The organism is Actinomadura madurae (assembly GCF_900115095.1).
GTDB lineage: Bacteria > Actinomycetota > Actinomycetes > Streptosporangiales > Streptosporangiaceae > Spirillospora > Spirillospora madurae.
The window spans coordinates 1-16,714 of record NZ_FOVH01000008.1 but is presented as its reverse complement, the minus strand read 5'-3'; the positions used below and the strand labels follow the sequence as shown (position 1 = coordinate 16,714).

Here is a 16,714-nt window from a genome sequence, read left to right as displayed (position 1 = left end):
ACCGGCCCCGTCTGATCGGGCCCGAGTGACCGGACCCGGACGCCCGGCCTCGGCGTGCGGGGAGGGGCGCCCCGCCGCGGTGACCTCGGACGACGCGGCCGTGCGTCCGGTGGGGCCGCCGGGAACGGTGACACTGTCGGTGCCCTCCGGTTAGGGGGCGGCGCCGCGCGCCCATGCGATCATGCGGTGGTTGATCTTGAGTGCCGCATTCCGAACGCGTGTGGGGCGCCGATGTTGCAGGGCAGGGCCGCCGAGTGCGCGGAGATCGAACGGCTGGTCGCCGGGGCGCGAGCCGGCGCCGGCGGGGCCGCCGTCATCCGCGGCGAGCAGGGCATCGGCAAGAGCGCCCTGCTCGACCACGCGGCCGGCCTGGCGGACGGCGCCCTCGTCCTGCGCTGCTCCGGCTACCGGCCCGAGGCCGAGCAGCCGTTCGCCGCCCTTGACCTGATGCTGCGGCCGGTGCGCGACCTCGGCGGCCCCGACGCCGAGCGGCTGCGCGCCGTGAGCGAGTCCGGCGGGGCCGGCCGCGAGGACGTCTTCACCGCGCGCCGGGCCGTTCTGTCGCTGCTGCGCCGGGCGGGCGCCGGACGTCCCGTGCTCTGCCTCGTCGACGACGCGCAGTGGCTGGACGCCGCCTCGGCGGACGCGCTCGTCTACGCGGCCCGCAGGTTCGGCGCCGAGCCGGTCGCGCTGCTGGCGGCGGCCCGCGACGACGCGACGTTCGGGTCGTCCGGGCTGGCCGAGATCCGGCCCGCGCGCCTCGGCCCGGACGACGCCGCCGCGCTCCTGCGCGCGCTGCTCCCGCCGCCCGCGCGGGACCGCGTCCGCGCCGAGGCGGACGGGAACCCGGCCGCGCTGCGGCTCCTCGCGTCCTGCCTGTCCTCGGGCCAGCGGGCGGGGCGCATCAACCCGTTCACCTTCCACGACGGCACCTCGCCCCTCGGCGGAACGGTCCAGGCCGAGGCGGGCGCGCGGCTCGCCGCGCTGCCGCCCGCCGCGCGGACCCTCCTGCTCGTCGCCGCCGCCGACGACACCCGGGACGCCGCCCGCATCACGGCGGCGGCCGGACGCCTCGGCTCGACGGTCGCCGACCTCGCGCCCGCCGAGCGCGCCGGGCTGCTCGAGACGACCGGCCTGACCATCGGGTTCGCGCACCCGCTGGTCAAGGCCGTCGCCTACCACCACGCGACCACGTCCGAGCGCCGGGCCGTCCACCGCGCGCTCGCCGACAGCGCCGGGGACGGCGAGCCCGAACTGCGGGCCTGGCATCTGGCGGCCGCCGCCGTGGGGCACCGCGCGTACGTCGCGGCGGAACTGGAACGTGCCGGGGAGTGGTCGGGCGACCGGCGGGCCCACATCTGCTACGCCCGCGCCGCCGAGCTGACCGCCGACGGCCGCACCCGGGCCCACCGGCTCGCGGCGGCCGCCCGCGCGGCGAGCCAGGCGGGCCTGCTGGACGGCGCGGCCGACCTGGTCGCGCGGGCCGCGCCGCTCGCGGCCGACCCGCTGACCCGCGCCGAGCTCGCGCAGGCCGAGGCCGCGGTGGAGTTCGAGCGCGGGTCGCCGCGGCGCGCCGCCCGGACCCTGATCGACGGCGCGGCCCCGATCCGCGGGCGGGATCCGGCGGAGGCGGCGCTGATGCTCGCCGAGGCCGTCCGGTGCGGCTGGCACGCCGGCGACCCGCGGCTCGTGCGGGAGGCGGCCGGCGCGCTGCGGGCCGTCCCGCTCCCCGCGGGGCCCGTCCCGGCGGAGCTGCCGCGGGTCGTCGACGCGGCGGTGAGCGCCGCCCGCGGTACGAGGGCGCCCGCCGGGCCGCGGCCCCCGCTCCCGCACGAGCCGGACCGCCGGCTCGCGGCGTCCCTCATCCCCTTCACCGACTCCTGCGAGACGGTCTCGCGGTTCGCGCGGGACTGCCGTGACGTGCCCGGACGGCTGCCGTACGCGCTGCAGGCGCTCGCCCGCGCCCTGATCGGCCGGGGCCGGCACCGCGAGGCGCGGGCGGCCGCCGAGGAGGGGCTGCGGCTGGCCGGCGAGGCCGGCGCGCGGTACCGGGCCGCCCACCTGAGCTGCCTCCTCGGCTGGCTCGCCGCGGTCGAGGGGGACGAGGGGCGATGCGCGGCCCTCGTCGCGGAGGGGCTGGAGCACGCCCGCGCGGAGGGCATCGCCCCGACCGTCTCGCTCGGCACGTGGGCCCTCGCGCTGCTCGACCTCGGCGCCGGGCGGCACGCGGGCGCGCTGGCCCGGCTGGAGGAGCTGCCCGAGGACGCGCCGGAGGGCGGCCCGGTCGCGAGCCTCGCCCGCCAGGCGGCCGACCGGGCCGAGGCGGCGGTGCGGTCCGGACGCCCCGAGCGGGCGGAACCTCCCCTGGCCCGGCTCGAAGGGTGGGCGCGGCGGACGTCGTCCCCGGGCATACGCGGGCTCGCCGCGCGCTGCCGTGCGCTCCTGGCCGATCCCGCCACGGCCGAACGCCATTTCGCGGACGCGGTCGAACTGTTCCGCCGGAACGAGGCGAACGTTTATGAGCGGGCGCGCACAGAATTGCTTTACGGCGAGTGGCTGCGGCGGACGCGGCGTCGCGCGGAGGCCGGAAGGCATTTAGGTCTCGCGTTGAAGACCTTCGAGGAACTCGGCGCGCGGGCCTGGGGCGAACGAGCGAAAGCGGAACTGTTCGCGACCGGTGCGCGCACCGCGGAGCGGCCGGAAAAGGACGGCGGGCTCGGCCGGCTCACCCACCAGGAACTCCAGATCGTGCGGCTCGCCGCGGCGGGCGCGAGCAACCGCGAGATCGCGGCCCGGCTCTTCCTCAGCCCGCGGACCGTCGGGAACCACCTCTACCGCGCGTATCCCAAGCTGGGCGTGCGGACCCGCGTCGAACTCCGGCGGCTCGACCTCGGCGCCGCGGCCGGGACGGGGAGTGCCGGGCCGCCGGTTGAGCAACCCGGGCGGCCCGGTTGAGCAATACGACTCAGAGCACGCCTGCGGAAAATGTGTATTGACTACTTGATCAAGCCGGGTTAGAAAGATCACATCGACCCCCTGCCCTGATCGAATCATTTCCGCGAGGTCGGCCACGCCATGGCTGTTCACGATTCTGTCCTCGTCGCCGTCAACTCCGCGGCCGCTTCCGTGCTGTTCGTCGCGGGCGTCGCCAAAACCGTTTCCCCGGCGCGGCTGAGCCGCGCGCTGAACGCGCTTTTCCGGAGATCCGGAAAAGGCTTCACCCGGGGCCATGTCCGCCTCTTCGCCGGGGTGGAGATCCTCGCCGCCCTGGCGCTGGCCGGCACCGCCACGCGCCCGGCCGGTGCCTGGGCCGCGGGCGTCCTCGGCGCGAGCTTCGCGCTGGCCGGCGTCCTCGGCCTGGTGCGCGGCGGCGGCACCGCCTGCGGCTGCCTCGGCGCCGCCGGCGGCCGTCCCCTCGGCTGGCCCAACGTGCTCGCCGGGTCCCTGCTCATGACCGTCCCGGTGCTGAACCGGGCGGCCGGGACCGCGGAGCCCGCCGCCTACTTCTTCCAGGTCAGCACCGGGCTGGCCTGCGGTGCGCTGCTGCTGTGCCTGTGGGCGCACCGCGGCCTCGTCAAGGACCTCACCCGCCCCCTGCCGGCCTCGCGATAGACGGAGGAACACCCTGATGGAGATCTTCTTCGGTGCCGTGCTGCTGATCCTCGTCGCCGCGGTCGTGCTGCTCTTCGCGATGCTCGGCGAGCTCGGCTCCCGGCTGCCGACCGAGCGGGAGACCGCCGCCGCCCGCGACACCGAGATCTGGCCGCTGGACGACGCGCGGCTCGGCGCGGAACCCGGCCGGTGGCCCGCCGAGCTGACCGGCCTCGCCGCCGGGTCCGCCGGCCTGGACGCGGCCCAGACCGTCCTCGTGCTCAGCACCGCCTGCTCGACCTGCAAGGACGTCGCCCAGCAGCTGTCGGACGAGCTGGACCGCGGCGCCGGGAACGGCATGGCGGTCGTCGTCTCGACCGGCGAGCGGGCCCGCGGGGAGCGGTTCGTCCAGCAGTACGGGCTGGAGAGGCTCACGCACTACGTCGACGAGGGCGGCAGCTGGGTGGCGGACGAGTTCAACGTCCGGATGAGCCCGACCGCGCTCGTCATGCGGGGCGGGCGGCTCGAATCCGCCCTCGTCTTCCAGGACGTCCAGGCGCTCAGGACGAAGGTCAACGAACCGAAGGGAGTGTCATGACCACGAAGACCGGACGGGTCGGAAAGGCCACGGGGAGGTTCGCCCGGCGCGGCTTCCTCGGCGCCCTCGGCGCGGGCGGCCTGACCGCCGCGTCGGCGGTGTTCGGCCGGTCCGAACCCGCCTACGCCATCTGCAAGAAGAACTGCTGCAACCTCGCGGTGTGCCCCAACGTCTCCATGACCACGTGCAGGAACAACATGGACTACCTCTGGGGCTGCTCCATGAGCGGCACCCTGCACTGCTCCTGCTGCGAGGCCTACTACAGCGGCAAGCAGCACTCCGCGTTCGAGTGCCGCTACAACTGACGGGATCCGGATGGTCACCTGGGTGGTCATCGGCGGGATCGGCGCGGTCCTGCACGTCCTGAGCCCATGAGGCCGGTCGATGGCCGGAGTCTCCGGCCCCATGATGCGCCGCCGTCCGGCGGACGGCGCGCGCTTCCTGGCCGGCCTCGCCGCGGGCGGGGTGCTGTCCGGGTTGCTCGTGGCACTGCTGCTGTACGTGGCGGGACGCGGGCTGCACGCGGCGCTGCCCGAGACCCCGCGGACGCTCGCCCTGGCGGCCGTGGCGCTCGGGTTCGGGATCGCCGACCTCGCCGGCCGCACGCCGCACGCGTGGCGGCAGGTCCCGCAGGTGCTCGTGCACCGGCTGAGGCCCGGGTTCCTCGGCGTGGTCTGGGGCTTCGACCTGGGCCTGCTCGTGACGACGCAGAAGGCGGCGTCGCTGGTCTGGGCCGGGGTCGCCGCGGTGGTCCTGCTGGACCCGTGGGCGGCCGCGCCGGTCATGGTCGGCCTGGCGCTGCTGTCCAACCTCAGCGTCGCGCTGGCCAGCGTGCGCTTCACGCCGGCGCTGATCGACATGGGCACGAGAAGGGAACGGCTGTGGCTGAGATCGGTGCGCGCCCTGTCCGGGACGGCCCTGGTGACGCTGGCCGCCGTGACGGCCGTCCAGGCGCTGTGAAGGACGGCGTGATCGTCGTGACGCGGTTCGAGTGCCCCGGCCTGTGGGCGCTGCTCGTCCTGCTCGTCCTGCACAAGCGGCTGGCGCGGGACGTGCGGCGGGACGCCACCGGGTTCCTCGGGACGTCCCTCATGGTCGGCTGGCGCACCCGGACGCTGCTCAACGTCTCGCTCTGGCAGGACATGGACGGCGTCCACTCGATGGGGCGGGTGCGCCGGCACGTGGACGCGACCCGGGTCCCGTCCCGGCTCGGGGTCGCGACCTCCGGCGGCGTCTTCGCGTTCGCCGGCGACTGGAGGCAGGTGATGTTCGGGATCGACTGCGACGGCGACTCGCCGGTCCGCCCGCTCTGACCACCACACACCAAGGAAAGGACGGTCACATGAGTTCGGACTACTATCTGCCCACCGACCACGGTTACGCGGTCGTGGAGGACATGGAGGACGGCACGAAGAAGGTGATGGTGTGCGACTCCGTCGTCGCCGGCGTCCCGCAGAACGTCTACGCCATCCACTTCAAGTGCACGTCGCTGCGCGTCGGGCCGGGCGTGCGGATGGAGCACGCGTCGACGGGCAGCCACACCCGCCAGGTCGTCGAGGTCTTCGCCGAGCGGCGCGGCGTCGTGCATCTGCGGGCCATGAAGCGCGGCACGAGCCCGATCCTGGAGGAGGCGGCCCGGCGCCGCTGACCGTCGCCGCGACGGCGCTCCTGCTCGCCGTCGCCGGATGCTCCACCGGAGGGCGGGACGACGGCGCCGCACCGTCCGCCCGCCCGCCGGCGTCCCCCGCGGGCACCGCCGGCCCCGCCGGTCCGGACGGGGCGCCCGGATGCCGCCCCGCGTCACCGGTCGCCCCGTACGGCGCCGCCGACTTCGCGGACGGCATGCCCGAGGTGCGCGGCACGGGCCGCGGCCTCCAGGCGTGGGGGCTGATGATGACGCGGGAGCGGTACCCGCCGCTCCGCGCCGGCCAGGACCTCAAGATCGTGTGGCGGGTGACCGGCTCGGGGCCGCTCCGGCTCACGGCGTTCGATCCCGGCGGCGCCGAACACGACGTCGTCTGGGGGCCGGAAGCGCACGGCGGCAGTAGTTTCAAGCGCCCCGGCGACGAGTGGGGCGCCGGCTACCGGCTCGGCGAGCCCGGCTGCTGGCGGCTGCGGCTGGCCCGCGGCGCGGCAACCGCGGACGTCTGGTTGCGCGTTGCCACTTGAAGACCTGCCCGGGGCCGCGTGAGATCCTGCCCGGGTGAGCACGGTCATCACGAACATCGGGGAACTGGTCACCAACGATCCCGCCGTTGGCGACGGCCTGGCCGTCGTCCGCGACGCCGCCCTGGTGATCGAGGACGGCACGGTCGCCTGGACCGGCCCGTCCCGGGACGCGCCCGCCGCCGACGAGGCGTTCGACGCGCAAGGGCGCGCCGTCCTCCCGGGCTTCGTCGACTCGCACGCCCATCTCGTCTTCGCTGGCGAGCGCGCCGAGGAGTTCGCCGCCCGGATGAGCGGCGAGAAGTACGCCGCGGGCGGCATCCGCACCACCGTCGAGCGCACCCGCGCCGCGTCCGACGACGACCTGCGCGCCAACCTGCGCCGCCTCATCGGCGAGATGGCCCGCCAGGGCACCACGACCGTCGAGTGCAAGTCCGGCTACGGCCTCACGGTCGAGCAGGAGGAACGCGCCGTCCGCATCGCCGCCGAGCAGGCCGACGAGGTCACCTACCTGGGCGCCCACGTCGTCCCCGCCGGCCACGACGCCGCGTCCTACACCCGGCTCGCGGCGACCGACATGCTCGCCGCCTGCGCCCCGCACGCCCGCTGGGTGGACGTCTTCTGCGAGCGGGGCGCCTTCGACGCCGACCAGGCCCGCGAGGTCCTCCAGGCCGGCATCAAGGCGGGCCTGGCGCCCCGCCTCCACGCGAACCAGCTCACCCAGGGCCCGGCCGTGCGGCTGGCCGTCGAGCTGGACGCCGCGTCGGCCGACCACTGCACCTTCCTCGGCGACGCCGACGTGGACGCCCTGGCCTCGTCCCGGACGGTCGCGACCCTCCTGCCCGGCGTCGAGTTCTCCACCCGCCAGCCCTACCCGGACGCCCGCCGCCTCCTGGACGCCGGAGCCACCGTCGCCCTCGCCACCGACTGCAATCCGGGCTCCTGCTACAGCTCCAGCATGGCCTTCTGCATCGCCGTCGCCGTCCGCGACATGCGCATGACCCCGGCCGAGGCCGTCTGGTCCGCCACCGCCGGCGGCGCCCGCGCCCTCCGCCGCACCGACGTGGGCCACCTCGCCCCGGGCGCCCGCGCGGACGTCCACGTGCTCGACGCCCCGTCCCACATCCACCTCGCCTACCGCCCCGGCGTCCCCCAGACCCACGCCGCCTGGAAGCGAGGCCGCCGCGTCGAGGCCCGCCCGGAGCCGGCGTAGGGCTCACTCCGTGGTGACGTAGCGGCGGTTGACTCTTATCAGGGGCTTCCGATCCCCGGCGGTGTAGTCCGTGGAGAGGACCTCGGCGGCGAAGAGGGTGTGGTCGCCCGCCTCCAGCGTCTGGCGGGTTTCGCATTCGAGGGCGGTGACGCCCGTTTCGGGGATCAGGGCGTCCGTGCGGGGGCCGCGGTGGTGGGGTTCGGCGGCCAGGAGGATGCGGGCGCTCGGGCGGCCCTCGCTGGCGAAGCGGCCGGCGAGGGCGCGCTGGGAGGTGGACAGGATCGTCGCCGCCCAGCGGTTCTGGCGGGTCAGGACCTCGGTGAGGTAGGAGACCGTCGCCACGCTCGCCAGGACCATCGGGGGGTCCAGGGAGAGCGACATGAACGAGGAGATCGTCGTGCCGAGGTCGTCGCGGCCGTCGCGGACGGTCAGCACGACCACGCCCGTGGCGAAGCCCGCGACGGCCTCCGCGAACTCGCCGCTCAGCGGATCTCCCAGGTGCCCGGCAGGGTGAGGGGGCCGGCGGAGGGGAGGCCGAGGCGGGCGGCGAGGCCGGACAGCGAGCCCCACGCGTCGAAGCGCGCGGACGCGGCGGCGCGGTCCTCGCTGGACTCCGGCGGGCGCAGCCGCTCCAGCGGCGAGCTGTGCGGGTACACGCGGACCGGGGCGTCGGCGGCCAGGCCCGCCTTCTTGCGGGCGATCTCCAGGGCCGTGTCGACCCCGCCCAGCTCGTCGACCAGGCCGCGGTCCCTGGCGTCCGCGCCCGTCCAGACGCGGCCCCGGGCCAGCTCGTGGACGCGCTCGCGGGACAGCTCGCGGCCCTCGGCGACCTTCGCGGTGAAGTCGTCGTAGATCCGGTCGAGGGAGGCGTTGACGCGCTCCCACTCGGAGTCGCTGAAGTCCTTGGTGGCGCTGAACATGCGGGCGTGGTCGCCGTCGGCGACGGAGCCGAGGCCGATGCCGACGCGCTCCAGCAGGTCGTTCACCACGGCCTTGCCGACGACGACGCCGATCGAGCCGGTGATGGTGCCGGGCTGCGCGACGATCGTGTCCGCGGCCATCGAGACGTAGTAGCCGCCGGACGCGGCGACGTTGCCCATGGAGACGACCACCGGCTTGCCGGCGCGGCGCGCGAGCACCACCTCGCGCCAGATGGCGTCGGACGCGACCGCGGAGCCGCCGGGGCTGTTCACCCGGAAGACGATCGCCTTGACGCGGTCGTCCTTCACGGCGGCGCGGAACGCGGCGCCGATCGTGTCCGCCCCCATCGCGGGGCCGGAGTTCGGCAGCGGCCCGCCGCGCCCGCTGCGGCCGAGCCGGATCGGGCCCTGCCCGTTGATGTAGGCGACGACGTCCTGCCTGCCGGGCTGCGGGATGCGGCTCGCGAGGCCGTGCGCGCGGTTGTAGCGGGACACGAAGCGCAGCTGCGCCTCCTCGCCGAACTCCTCGCGCAGGTCGCCGTACACCTCGTCGCGGTAGCCGAGGCGGTCGACGAGGTTCTCCTCCAGGGCCTCGGCGGCGAGGAGGGGGCCGCGGTCGGTGAGCTCGCGGACCTTGTCCTCCGGCAGGCCGCGGGCGGCGGCGATGCCGGCGGTGATCTGCTCGCCGAGCGAGGTGACGAGCCGCTGCGACGACTCCTCGTGTTCCGGCGTGTACGTCTTCTCCATGAACGTGTTCGCCATGGTCTTGTACTCGTACCGCTTGGCGAACCGCGGCCGGACGCCCGCCTTCTCCAGGGCGCCCGCGAAGAACGGCTCCTCCAGCGCGACGCCGGTGAGGCCGACCTCGCCGGTGGGCTGCAGGTAGATCTTGTCGAACCCGGTGGCCAGGTAGAACGGGACGGTGCCGCGGCCGCCCTCGCCGAACGTCTCCGCCCACGCGACGGTGAGCTTGCCGGCGTCCCGCATGGCCTGGACGGCCTCGCGCAGCTCCTGGGCGAGGGCGAGGCCGACGGTGCCGGTGACCTTCACGACGAGGGCGCGCACCCGGTCGTCGGAGCGGGCGCGGCGCAGCCCGTCCAGGACGTCGCGCAGGCTCGTCCGCCGCATCGACAGGATCGCCGAGATCGGGTCGGACGGCGCGGTCTCCACGATGCCCTCGGTGAGGTCCAGTTCGAGGATCAGCGGGGCGGTCCGCCGGTCGCGGGCCTGTTTGATCGCGTTGACGACTGTGCCGGGATCAACCATGCGCACCAGCCTATGCGCTCGCCGGCGGCGGCCCCAGGGCGCGACGGGACGGCGGTGCCCCGTCCGTCGCGCGCGTCCGGCGCTATCGTCGGACCCATGGGTGACGGGGACGGCTGGGCGAACTGCGGGCAGGGGCACACGCACTGGGGACGGTTCGGCGCGGCCGGCCTGCTGGCCTACCACCGCGACGCCGGCGGCCAGGTGTGGATCCTGCTCCAGCAGCGCGCGTGGTGGGGGCTCGGCGGCGGGACGTGGGGCATGTTCGGCGGCGCCCTGCACAGCCACGAGGACGCCGTCACGGGCGCGCTCCGGGAGACGTCCGAGGAGTGCACGCTCGACACCGGAACGGTGACGGTGCACGGCACGAGCGTCGAAGACCATGGCGGCTGGTCGTTCACGTCCGTGATGGGGTCGCTGACGAAGCGCGCCGATGTGAGGGCCGCGTCGAGGGAGACGCGCAGAGCGGAATGGGTGCGCGTGGAAGAGGTCACCGACCGCAAGCTGTTCGAGCCGTTCGCGCGCTCATGGCCCCGCCTCCAGGGCGCCATGACGAACGTCGTCCTGGTCGTGGACGCGGCCAACGTCGTCGGAGCCCGCGCCGACGGCTGGTGGAAGGACAGGGTGGGGGCGAACGCGCGGCTCCGCGACGACCTGAAGAAGCTGGACGGCGGCGTGCGGGGGCTGCCGGACGGGCTGTTCCCGTTCGACCGCTGCTTTCCCGAGGTCGTGCTGGTGGTCGAGGGCGCGGCGCGGCGCGTCGCGGACGAGCCGTCCGGCGGGGTGCGGGTCGTCGCCGCGCCCGGCAGCGGGGACGACCAGATCGTCGACCTCGTCGAGCGGGCCGGCCCCGGCGCGCACCACCTCGTGGTGACGGCCGACCGGGAACTGCGCGCCCGCTGCGAGGCCGCCGGGGCCGCCGTCACCGGCCCGCGCTGGCTCCTCGGACGCCTCTAGTCCCCGGTCAGTCCCCGACGCGGTGCCCGGCGTCGCGCAGCGCCGCCGTGGCCTCCTTCAACCGGTGCTCCGGGACGAGAACCAGGTCGGCGTGGTAGGTCGAGGCGACGAAGACGGACACCCCCGCCTCGGCGAGCGGGCCGACGATGGCGGCGAGCATGCCCGGAGTGTCCAGGCTGTGCTCCGTCTCGCCGTAGAAGCCGACCCACCGTTCCGCCTCGGAGAAGGGTGACGCGTCCCGGACGACGGTGAGGCCCTCGGGCGCGCGCACCATGGCGATCCACTCGTCGTCCTCCGGGAGCGTCGCGTGCGGCAGATGCTCGACGGTGAACTGGCCGGGGACGATGTTCAGGCGCTGCGCGACGGTCATCCCGTCACCCTATTCAGGGACGAGCCACACCGCTCCGAGCGGCGGGACGCGCATCACCGTGGACGCGGGAAGCCCGTGCCACGGTTCACCGGACGCCTCGACCCGGCCGAGGTTGCCGACGCCGCTGCCGCCGTACTCGAAGGCGTCGGTGTTGACGACCTCGCGCCAGCCGCCCTCGCGGGGGAGCCCCAGCCGGTAGTCCTCGTGCGGGGCGCCCGAGAAGTTGACGACGCACGCCATGACCGGCGGGTCGCCGCCCTGGGACGTCCCGTAGCGCAGGTAGGAGAGCGTGTTGCCGCCCGCGTCGTTGCCGTCGATCCAGCGGAACCCGTCGTGGTCGCTGTCGCGCGTCCACAGCGCGGGTTCGGCCTGGTAGGCGTGGTTCAGCTCGCGGACGAGCCGCTGCAGCCCGAGGTGGTGGGCGCCCTCGGCGGCGTTCTCCAGCAGCCACCAGTCGAGCGGGCGCTCCTCGGCCCATTCGGCGCCCTGCCCGAACTCCTGCCCCATGAACAGCAGCTGCTTGCCGGGATGCGACCACATGTAGGCGAGCAGGGCCCGCAGCCCGGCGAACTGCTGCCAGGCGTCGCCGGGCATCTTGCTGAGCAGCGACCCCTTGCCGTGGACGACCTCGTCGTGCGACAGGGGCAGGACGTAGTTCTCCGAGAACGCGTACACCAGCGAGAAGGTGATCTCGTTGTGGTGGTAGTGCCGGAACACCGGCTCGTGGCGCAGGTATTCGAGCGTGTCGTGCATCCAGCCCATGTTCCACTTGAACCCGAACCCGAGCCCGCCGAGATGGGTCGGGCGGGACACCCCGGGCCACGCCGTCGACTCCTCCGCGATCGTCATGATCCCGGGGCTGCGCTTGTAGACGGTCGCGTTCATCTCCTGGAGGAAGGAGATGGCCTCCAGGTTCTCGCGCCCGCCGTAGATGTTGGGCGACCACTCGCCCTCCTTGCGCGAGTAGTCCAGGTACAGCATCGAGGCGACGGCGTCCACGCGCAGCCCGTCGATGTGGAACTCCTCCAGCCAGAACGACGCGTTCGCCACCAGGAAGTTGCGGACCTCCGCGCGGCCGAAGTTGAAGACGAGCGTGCCCCAGTCGGGATGCTCCCCGCGCGCCGGATCGTCGTGCTCGTACAGCGCGGTGCCGTCGAAACGGGCCAGGGCCCACTCGTCCTTGGGGAAGTGGGCCGGCACCCAGTCGATGATGACGCCGATACCCGCCTGGTGGAGGCGGTCGACGAGATGCCGGAAGTCGTCCGGGTTCCCGAACCGTGCCGTGGGCGCGTAGTAGGACGTCACCTGGTAGCCCCAGGACGGGCCGTAGGGGTGTTCGGCGACCGGCAGCAGCTCCACGTGCGTGAAACCCATGTCGCGCACGTACTCGGTCAGTTCCTCGGCCAGTTGCCGGTAGCCGAGCCCGGGACGCCACGACCCGAGATGCACCTCGTACACGCTCATCGGCTCGTGCAGCCAGTCGTGGTCCTTGCGGGCGTCCATCCACTCGCCGTCGGCCCACTCGTGGGACGAGGTGAAGACGCGCGACGCGGTCGCCGGCGGGCGCTCGGTCGCCTGCGCCATCGGGTCGGCCTTGGTGCGCCACACCCCGTCCGCGCCGAGGATCTCGTACTTGTAGCACATGCCGTCGCCGATGCCGGGGACGAACACCTCCCAGACGCCGGTGGAGCCGAGCGAGCGCATCGGGTGGGCGCGGCCGTCCCAGTGGTTGAAGTCGCCGACGACCCGGACGCCGCGCGCCGTCGGCGCCCACACCGCGAAGGCCGTCCCGTGCACCGTGCCGAACGCGGAAGCGTAGGAGCGGACGCGGGCGCCGAGCGCCCGCCACAGCTCCTCGTGGCGCCCCTCGCCGATCAGGTGCAGGTCGAGCTCGCCGAGCGTCGGCAGATGCCGGTACGGGTCGTCCTGGACCGTCTCGACGCCGTCCCCGTAGGTAACGGCGAGGCGGTAGTCCGGGACGGCGAGCGGCGCCGCGCGGTCGTCGTCGCCGGCGAGGGACGAGCCGGCCGGCAGCGTCCCGGTGAACAGGCCCTGGTGGAAGTGGCGCAGCGGATGCCGGTCGCCGTTCGGCAGGACGACCTCGACCTTCTCCGCCATCGGCCGCAGCGCCCGGACCTGCGCGCCGTCCCGGCCGGGATGCGCCCCGAGGACGCCGTGCGGATCGTGGTGGTCGCCGCCGACGAGCCGGTCGATCTCCGCGCGCGTCACCCGTGCCATGAGCTCATGGCCTCCCGTCACTGAGTCCTTTACCCAATGGGGTGCCCCGAGAAGCGGCGGTCTCACATGGCGCGCCCACCTGTTTCCGCGAGCTTGAACGGGACCGCGAGCGAAGATCGTCGATCGGGAGGCGGCGGGAGGGTCCGGAGGAAGGGGTTGCGACCGCACGGGCGGCGCGACTCTTCGTCGTGGGGTCGCGCCGAATGCGCCGTCCGTGCGGTCACGTCTTCTCGCCCCAGGGGTGACATCGACCCCACCGCCCTGGGCTCCACTCCTGTGTCACCTGAGCGACACAGGTACCTGCCGTACCGGAACGTCCCGGCCCGGTCCGCCCCCGCTCGCGGACCGGGCCGCGCCGTTCCCCATGTGGTCCTCTCGTCACTCGCCGTGCTCCCCGCGCGTCTGGTCGAGCAGGAGCCGGCGAAGCCCCTCCGGGTCGTCGGCGGCCACCGTCATCGCACATCCCGCCTGTAGCTGGGCGTCGGTGAGGTCGCCGCTGCGCGTCGCATACCACCGGCCCGCGTCGCTGCGCCACACCTGCCAGCCCGGAAAGTCCCCCTCGATGGCCGCCTTCAGATCCTCGAAGTCGCCCATCAAGGTCGTCCCTTCCCCGAGGCCGCTCTTCTGTATACAAAAGTCTTACTCGGTCTAAGAGGTGTCAAGCTGTCCGTAAGCGGACCGTGCCCCCGCGGATAGCGCGTGAAAGGTATGGATGACCGGAGGGCGGAGCCAGGATCGAACGCCGAGTCGAGCCGGGTTCGAACGCGGCGCCGAGCCGGACGAGGGTGGGGCACGGCGGAAGAAGGGAGGTGACGCCGGTGCCGGATCGTCCCGCCTACCTGCGCATCGCCGACACGCTTCGGGAGGGGATCCGGGGCGGCAGCCTTCCGCCCGGGACGCGGTTGCCGACCATCGCCGAGCTGTGCGACGCCCACGGCGTCTCGGAGATCGTCGTGCGGCAGGCCATCGCGCTGCTGCGCGGCGAGGGTCTCGTGGAGACCCGCCGCGGGGGCGGCACGCTCGTCCGGGTCGTCCCGCCGGCGCGCCGGGTGGCGATGGACCGGTACCGCGCGGTGACCCGCCCGATGGCGGTCCCCGAGACGACGTTCACCCGCGACCAGAACATCGGCTGGGCGGAGTACCGGCTCGACAGGGAGTTCACCCGCGTGCGGGCGGACGACGAGCTGGGCGCGCTGTTCGAGCGGCCGACCGGGATCGAGCTGCTGCGCCGCCGGTTCGTCTTCTATGCGCGCGGCGAGCCGCAGCAGATCTCCGTCAACTACCTGCCGTGGGACCTCGTCGGCGACACGCCCGTCTCCGACCCGGCGCGCGAGCCGTGGCCCGGCGGGACCCTCGCGCAGCTGGCCTATCTCGGCCACCCGCCGACCCGCGTCGAGGAGTCGGTCCGCTCCCGGATGCCGACGCCCGAGGAGGCCGAGACGCTCCGGATGACCGGCGGGGTGCCGGTCCTCGCCATCACCCGCAGGATGCTGTCGCGCGCCGACGTCATGGAGGTCTGCCGCGACATCGTGCTGCCCGCCGACCGGGTCGTCCTCGACTACTCCATCGACCTGTGACGCCGCGGCGGGTCAGCCGGCCAGCCGGGCCAGGGACCGCAGCGGGACGGGCAGCCAGGCCGGCCGGTTCGCGGCCTCGTAGCGGATCTCGTAGACCGCCTTGTCGAACTCGAACGCCCGGACGAGCGCGGCGTGCGCCGCCGGGTCGGGCCCGCCCGCCGCCGCGTAGCCGGCGCAGAACGCCGCCCGGTTCCGCTCCGCCCACGCCTGGGCGCGCCGTTCGAGGACGTCGGCGGTGTGGGACGGGAGGTCGGCGTCGCGCACCAGCAGGAAGCGCGCCGCGTACTCGAACGAGCGGAGCATGCCGGCGACGTCGCGCAGCGGGTGCGCGGGGGCCCGGCGCTCGTCGGGCGTGCGGGCCGGCTCGCCCTCGAAGTCCAGCAGCGTCCAGCCGGACTCGGTCCGCAGGACCTGGCCGAGGTGGTAGTCGCCGTGGACGCGCTGGACCGTCAGCGGCCCCGCGTCGGCGGCGACCTCGTCGAACACCGCGCGGATCGCGTGCGCGTACGGGCGCAACTGCGGCACGGCGGCACTGACCTGGTCGAGCTGCTCGTTCATCGCGAACACGATCTCCCGCAGCAGCCCGGGCGGCGCCTGCGTCACGCCGAACGCGTCCGCGAGCGCGCGGTGCACCGCGGCGGTGGCGGCGCCGAGCCGCTCGGCCTCCGCGGCGAAGTCGCCGCCGGCCTCGCCCGCGTCGGCCGCGGTCGGGCCGCCGTCCGCCGTGGGCGGCCACGGCTGGGCGAGCCAGTCCCGGACGCTGGTCAGCGCGAGGTGCCAGCCGTCCGTCGCGGTGCGCAGGAACTCCGACAGCAGCGCGAGCGTGACGGGCTCGTCCCCGGCCGGGCCGGAGACCGCGTGCGCGCCCGGTTCCAGCTCGATCCAGCCGTGCACGGCCGGGACGTGCTCGCAGCCCTCCCGGGACAGCGCGAGGTTGATCTCCAGATCGGGGTTGACGCCGGGGGACAGGCGGCGGAACAGCTTGCAGATGTAGGCGTCGCCGAAGATCAGCGAGGTGTTGCTCTGCTCGGCGGAGGCCGGCGCGGCGTCCAGGTCCGTCCGGATGCCGGTCCCGGGCGCGCGGTGGAAGTGCAGCGGCCCGATCGTCCGCTCGTCCGCCATGTGCGCCAGGAGCGGGCGGGTCAGCCGCGGATCGTGCGCGCCGTCGTAGACGTGCCCGGTGATCCCGTGCTCGCGCCCGTCCAGCCGGCCGATCGCGTGCGGCTCCAGCGCCTCGGGCAGGTCGCGGCGGACGCCGAGGAGGACCTGGTAGTGGTCGGTGCCGGTGTTCTGGCGGACGTCGATGACGAGGTGGTGCAGGGCGGGGTCGCCGGGGAGGAGTTCGGTGGCGGTGGCGATGGCCAGGTCGTCGATGGGGCCGTCCTTGCCGCCGAACCACCGCTGCCGGGGCAGCCAGCCGGCGAGGAGCCGGGCGAGCGAGGTGTCGGACGGCGGGTAGGACGGCTGCACGGTCACGTCACACCTTCTCCCGGTTCGGTCTCCTCGGGCGGAGGCGCGAGCAGGAACCAGTAGAAGCCGTGCCCGGGAAGCGTCAGCAGATAGGGCAGCTCACCGATGGCCGGGAACTGGACGCCGCCCATGCACTCGATCGGGGCCGACCCCCGGAAGCGCCGCAGGTCCAGTTCGACGGGCTGCGGGAACCTGGACAGGTTGTTCACGCACAGGACCGTGTCCATGCCGCCCCACTGGTTGGCGTCCGCGCCGTTGATCTCGCGGGTGAAGGCCAGGACGGAGGGGTTGGAGGCGGACAGTTCGACGTAGGAGCCGACGCCGAAGACGGGGTGGCGTTGGCGGATCTCG

18 protein-coding genes are annotated in these 16,714 nt (G+C 74.3%); 11 read left to right on the top strand and 7 right to left on the bottom strand.

Annotated elements, in window-relative coordinates; translation table 11 throughout:
* Positions 1-231 precede the first annotated feature (231 nt).
* The 9 genes from BM339_RS22115 (at position 232) to hutI (ending at position 7,568) form a co-directional block, all read left to right on the top strand.
* Positions 232-2,955 carry a helix-turn-helix transcriptional regulator gene (locus BM339_RS22115; RefSeq protein ID WP_075022082.1) on the top strand — a complete coding sequence of 908 codons (2,724 nt, stop codon included), beginning with the start codon at positions 232-234 and terminating at the stop codon, positions 2,953-2,955.
* Between the two features lie 120 nt (positions 2,956-3,075).
* Complete coding sequence (locus BM339_RS49980; protein WP_021600000.1) at positions 3,076-3,612, top strand: MauE/DoxX family redox-associated membrane protein; 537 nt, start codon at positions 3,076-3,078, stop codon at positions 3,610-3,612.
* A 16-nt stretch (positions 3,613-3,628) separates the two neighbouring features.
* A complete protein-coding gene (locus BM339_RS22105; RefSeq protein ID WP_021600001.1) occupies positions 3,629-4,189 on the top strand; it encodes a hypothetical protein in 561 nt (186 codons plus the stop codon).
* Positions 4,186-4,494 (top strand): twin-arginine translocation signal domain-containing protein, encoded by a 309-nt coding sequence (locus tag BM339_RS22100; RefSeq protein ID WP_021600002.1) that lies wholly within the window; start codon positions 4,186-4,188, stop codon positions 4,492-4,494. Before BM339_RS22105 ends, BM339_RS22100 begins: the two co-directional genes overlap by 4 nt.
* A gap of 79 nt (positions 4,495-4,573) precedes the next feature.
* Positions 4,574-5,149, top strand: a complete 576-nt coding sequence (locus BM339_RS22095; protein ID WP_024935891.1) for a hypothetical protein — start codon at positions 4,574-4,576, stop codon at positions 5,147-5,149.
* An 8-nt stretch (positions 5,150-5,157) separates the two neighbouring features.
* Entirely contained in the window at positions 5,158-5,502 is a 345-nt protein-coding gene (locus BM339_RS22090) for a hypothetical protein (protein WP_021600004.1), read from the top strand.
* A 29-nt stretch (positions 5,503-5,531) separates the two neighbouring features.
* Positions 5,532-5,837, top strand: a complete 306-nt coding sequence (locus tag BM339_RS22085; RefSeq protein ID WP_021600005.1) for a hypothetical protein — start codon at positions 5,532-5,534, stop codon at positions 5,835-5,837.
* Between the two features lie 194 nt (positions 5,838-6,031).
* The gene (locus BM339_RS22080) at positions 6,032-6,358 is read left to right on the top strand and encodes a hypothetical protein (RefSeq protein WP_024935893.1); all 327 of its coding nucleotides are present in this window, start codon (positions 6,032-6,034) and stop codon (positions 6,356-6,358) included.
* Between the two features lie 34 nt (positions 6,359-6,392).
* On the top strand, positions 6,393-7,568 hold the full coding sequence (gene hutI, locus BM339_RS22075) for an imidazolonepropionase (RefSeq protein WP_075022081.1): 1,176 nt from the start codon (positions 6,393-6,395) through the stop codon (positions 7,566-7,568).
* Between the two features lie 3 nt (positions 7,569-7,571).
* Here the strand turns inward: hutI and BM339_RS22070 are convergent, their stop codons facing one another.
* Entirely contained in the window at positions 7,572-8,054 is a 483-nt protein-coding gene (locus tag BM339_RS22070) for a flavin reductase family protein (RefSeq protein ID WP_256255429.1), read from the bottom strand.
* On the bottom strand, positions 8,051-9,754 hold the full coding sequence (gene sppA, locus BM339_RS22065) for a signal peptide peptidase SppA (protein ID WP_075022080.1): 1,704 nt from the start codon (positions 9,752-9,754) through the stop codon (positions 8,051-8,053). Before sppA ends, BM339_RS22070 begins: the two co-directional genes overlap by 4 nt.
* Before the next feature lie 96 nt (positions 9,755-9,850).
* Between sppA and BM339_RS22060 the strand changes: the two genes are divergently transcribed.
* On the top strand, positions 9,851-10,708 hold the full coding sequence (locus BM339_RS22060) for an NUDIX domain-containing protein (protein WP_075022079.1): 858 nt from the start codon (positions 9,851-9,853) through the stop codon (positions 10,706-10,708).
* 7 nt (positions 10,709-10,715) lie between these two features.
* Here BM339_RS22060 and BM339_RS22055 read toward each other — a convergent pair whose 3' ends face one another.
* The 3 genes from BM339_RS22055 to BM339_RS22045 form a co-directional block, all read right to left on the bottom strand.
* Complete coding sequence (locus BM339_RS22055; protein WP_021598651.1) at positions 10,716-11,078, bottom strand: ACT domain-containing protein; 363 nt, start codon at positions 11,076-11,078, stop codon at positions 10,716-10,718.
* A 9-nt stretch (positions 11,079-11,087) separates the two neighbouring features.
* Positions 11,088-13,316 carry a 1,4-alpha-glucan branching protein GlgB gene (gene glgB, locus BM339_RS22050; protein WP_075022078.1) on the bottom strand — a complete coding sequence of 743 codons (2,229 nt, stop codon included), beginning with the start codon at positions 13,314-13,316 and terminating at the stop codon, positions 11,088-11,090.
* A gap of 378 nt (positions 13,317-13,694) precedes the next feature.
* A complete protein-coding gene (locus BM339_RS22045; RefSeq protein WP_075022077.1) occupies positions 13,695-13,910 on the bottom strand; it encodes a hypothetical protein in 216 nt (71 codons plus the stop codon).
* A 224-nt stretch (positions 13,911-14,134) separates the two neighbouring features.
* Between BM339_RS22045 and BM339_RS22040 the strand changes: the two genes are divergently transcribed.
* Positions 14,135-14,893, top strand: coding sequence for a GntR family transcriptional regulator (locus BM339_RS22040; protein WP_075022254.1), 759 nt, complete (start codon positions 14,135-14,137; stop codon positions 14,891-14,893).
* Positions 14,894-14,905: 12 nt separating this feature from the next.
* Here the strand turns inward: BM339_RS22040 and BM339_RS22035 are convergent, their stop codons facing one another.
* Positions 14,906-16,369 (bottom strand): maltokinase N-terminal cap-like domain-containing protein, encoded by a 1,464-nt coding sequence (locus BM339_RS22035; RefSeq protein WP_083597828.1) that lies wholly within the window; start codon positions 16,367-16,369, stop codon positions 14,906-14,908.
* Positions 16,366-16,714 (bottom strand): alpha-glucosidase C-terminal domain-containing protein (locus tag BM339_RS22030; RefSeq protein ID WP_177287752.1); only part of this gene is annotated, 349 nt, incomplete at its 5' end. The genes BM339_RS22035 and BM339_RS22030, both read right to left, overlap by 4 nt.

Coding starts and splice junctions, on each gene's coding strand:
- BM339_RS22115 (WP_075022082.1), top strand. CDS start 232: ATGTTGCAGGGCAGGGCCGCCGAGTGCGCGGAGATCGAACGGCTGGTC.
- BM339_RS22060 (WP_075022079.1), top strand. CDS start 9,851: ATGGGTGACGGGGACGGCTGGGCGAACTGCGGGCAGGGGCACACGCAC.
- BM339_RS22095 (WP_024935891.1), top strand. CDS start 4,574: ATGGCCGGAGTCTCCGGCCCCATGATGCGCCGCCGTCCGGCGGACGGC.
- BM339_RS22055 (WP_021598651.1), bottom strand. CDS start 11,078: ATGACCGTCGCGCAGCGCCTGAACATCGTCCCCGGCCAGTTCACCGTC.
- BM339_RS22045 (WP_075022077.1), bottom strand. CDS start 13,910: ATGGGCGACTTCGAGGATCTGAAGGCGGCCATCGAGGGGGACTTTCCG.
- BM339_RS22100 (WP_021600002.1), top strand. CDS start 4,186: ATGACCACGAAGACCGGACGGGTCGGAAAGGCCACGGGGAGGTTCGCC.
- BM339_RS49980 (WP_021600000.1), top strand. CDS start 3,076: ATGGCTGTTCACGATTCTGTCCTCGTCGCCGTCAACTCCGCGGCCGCT.
- BM339_RS22085 (WP_021600005.1), top strand. CDS start 5,532: ATGAGTTCGGACTACTATCTGCCCACCGACCACGGTTACGCGGTCGTG.
- sppA (WP_075022080.1), bottom strand. CDS start 9,754: ATGGTTGATCCCGGCACAGTCGTCAACGCGATCAAACAGGCCCGCGAC.
- BM339_RS22105 (WP_021600001.1), top strand. CDS start 3,629: ATGGAGATCTTCTTCGGTGCCGTGCTGCTGATCCTCGTCGCCGCGGTC.
- BM339_RS22080 (WP_024935893.1), top strand. CDS start 6,032: ATGCCCGAGGTGCGCGGCACGGGCCGCGGCCTCCAGGCGTGGGGGCTG.
- glgB (WP_075022078.1), bottom strand. CDS start 13,316: ATGGCACGGGTGACGCGCGCGGAGATCGACCGGCTCGTCGGCGGCGAC.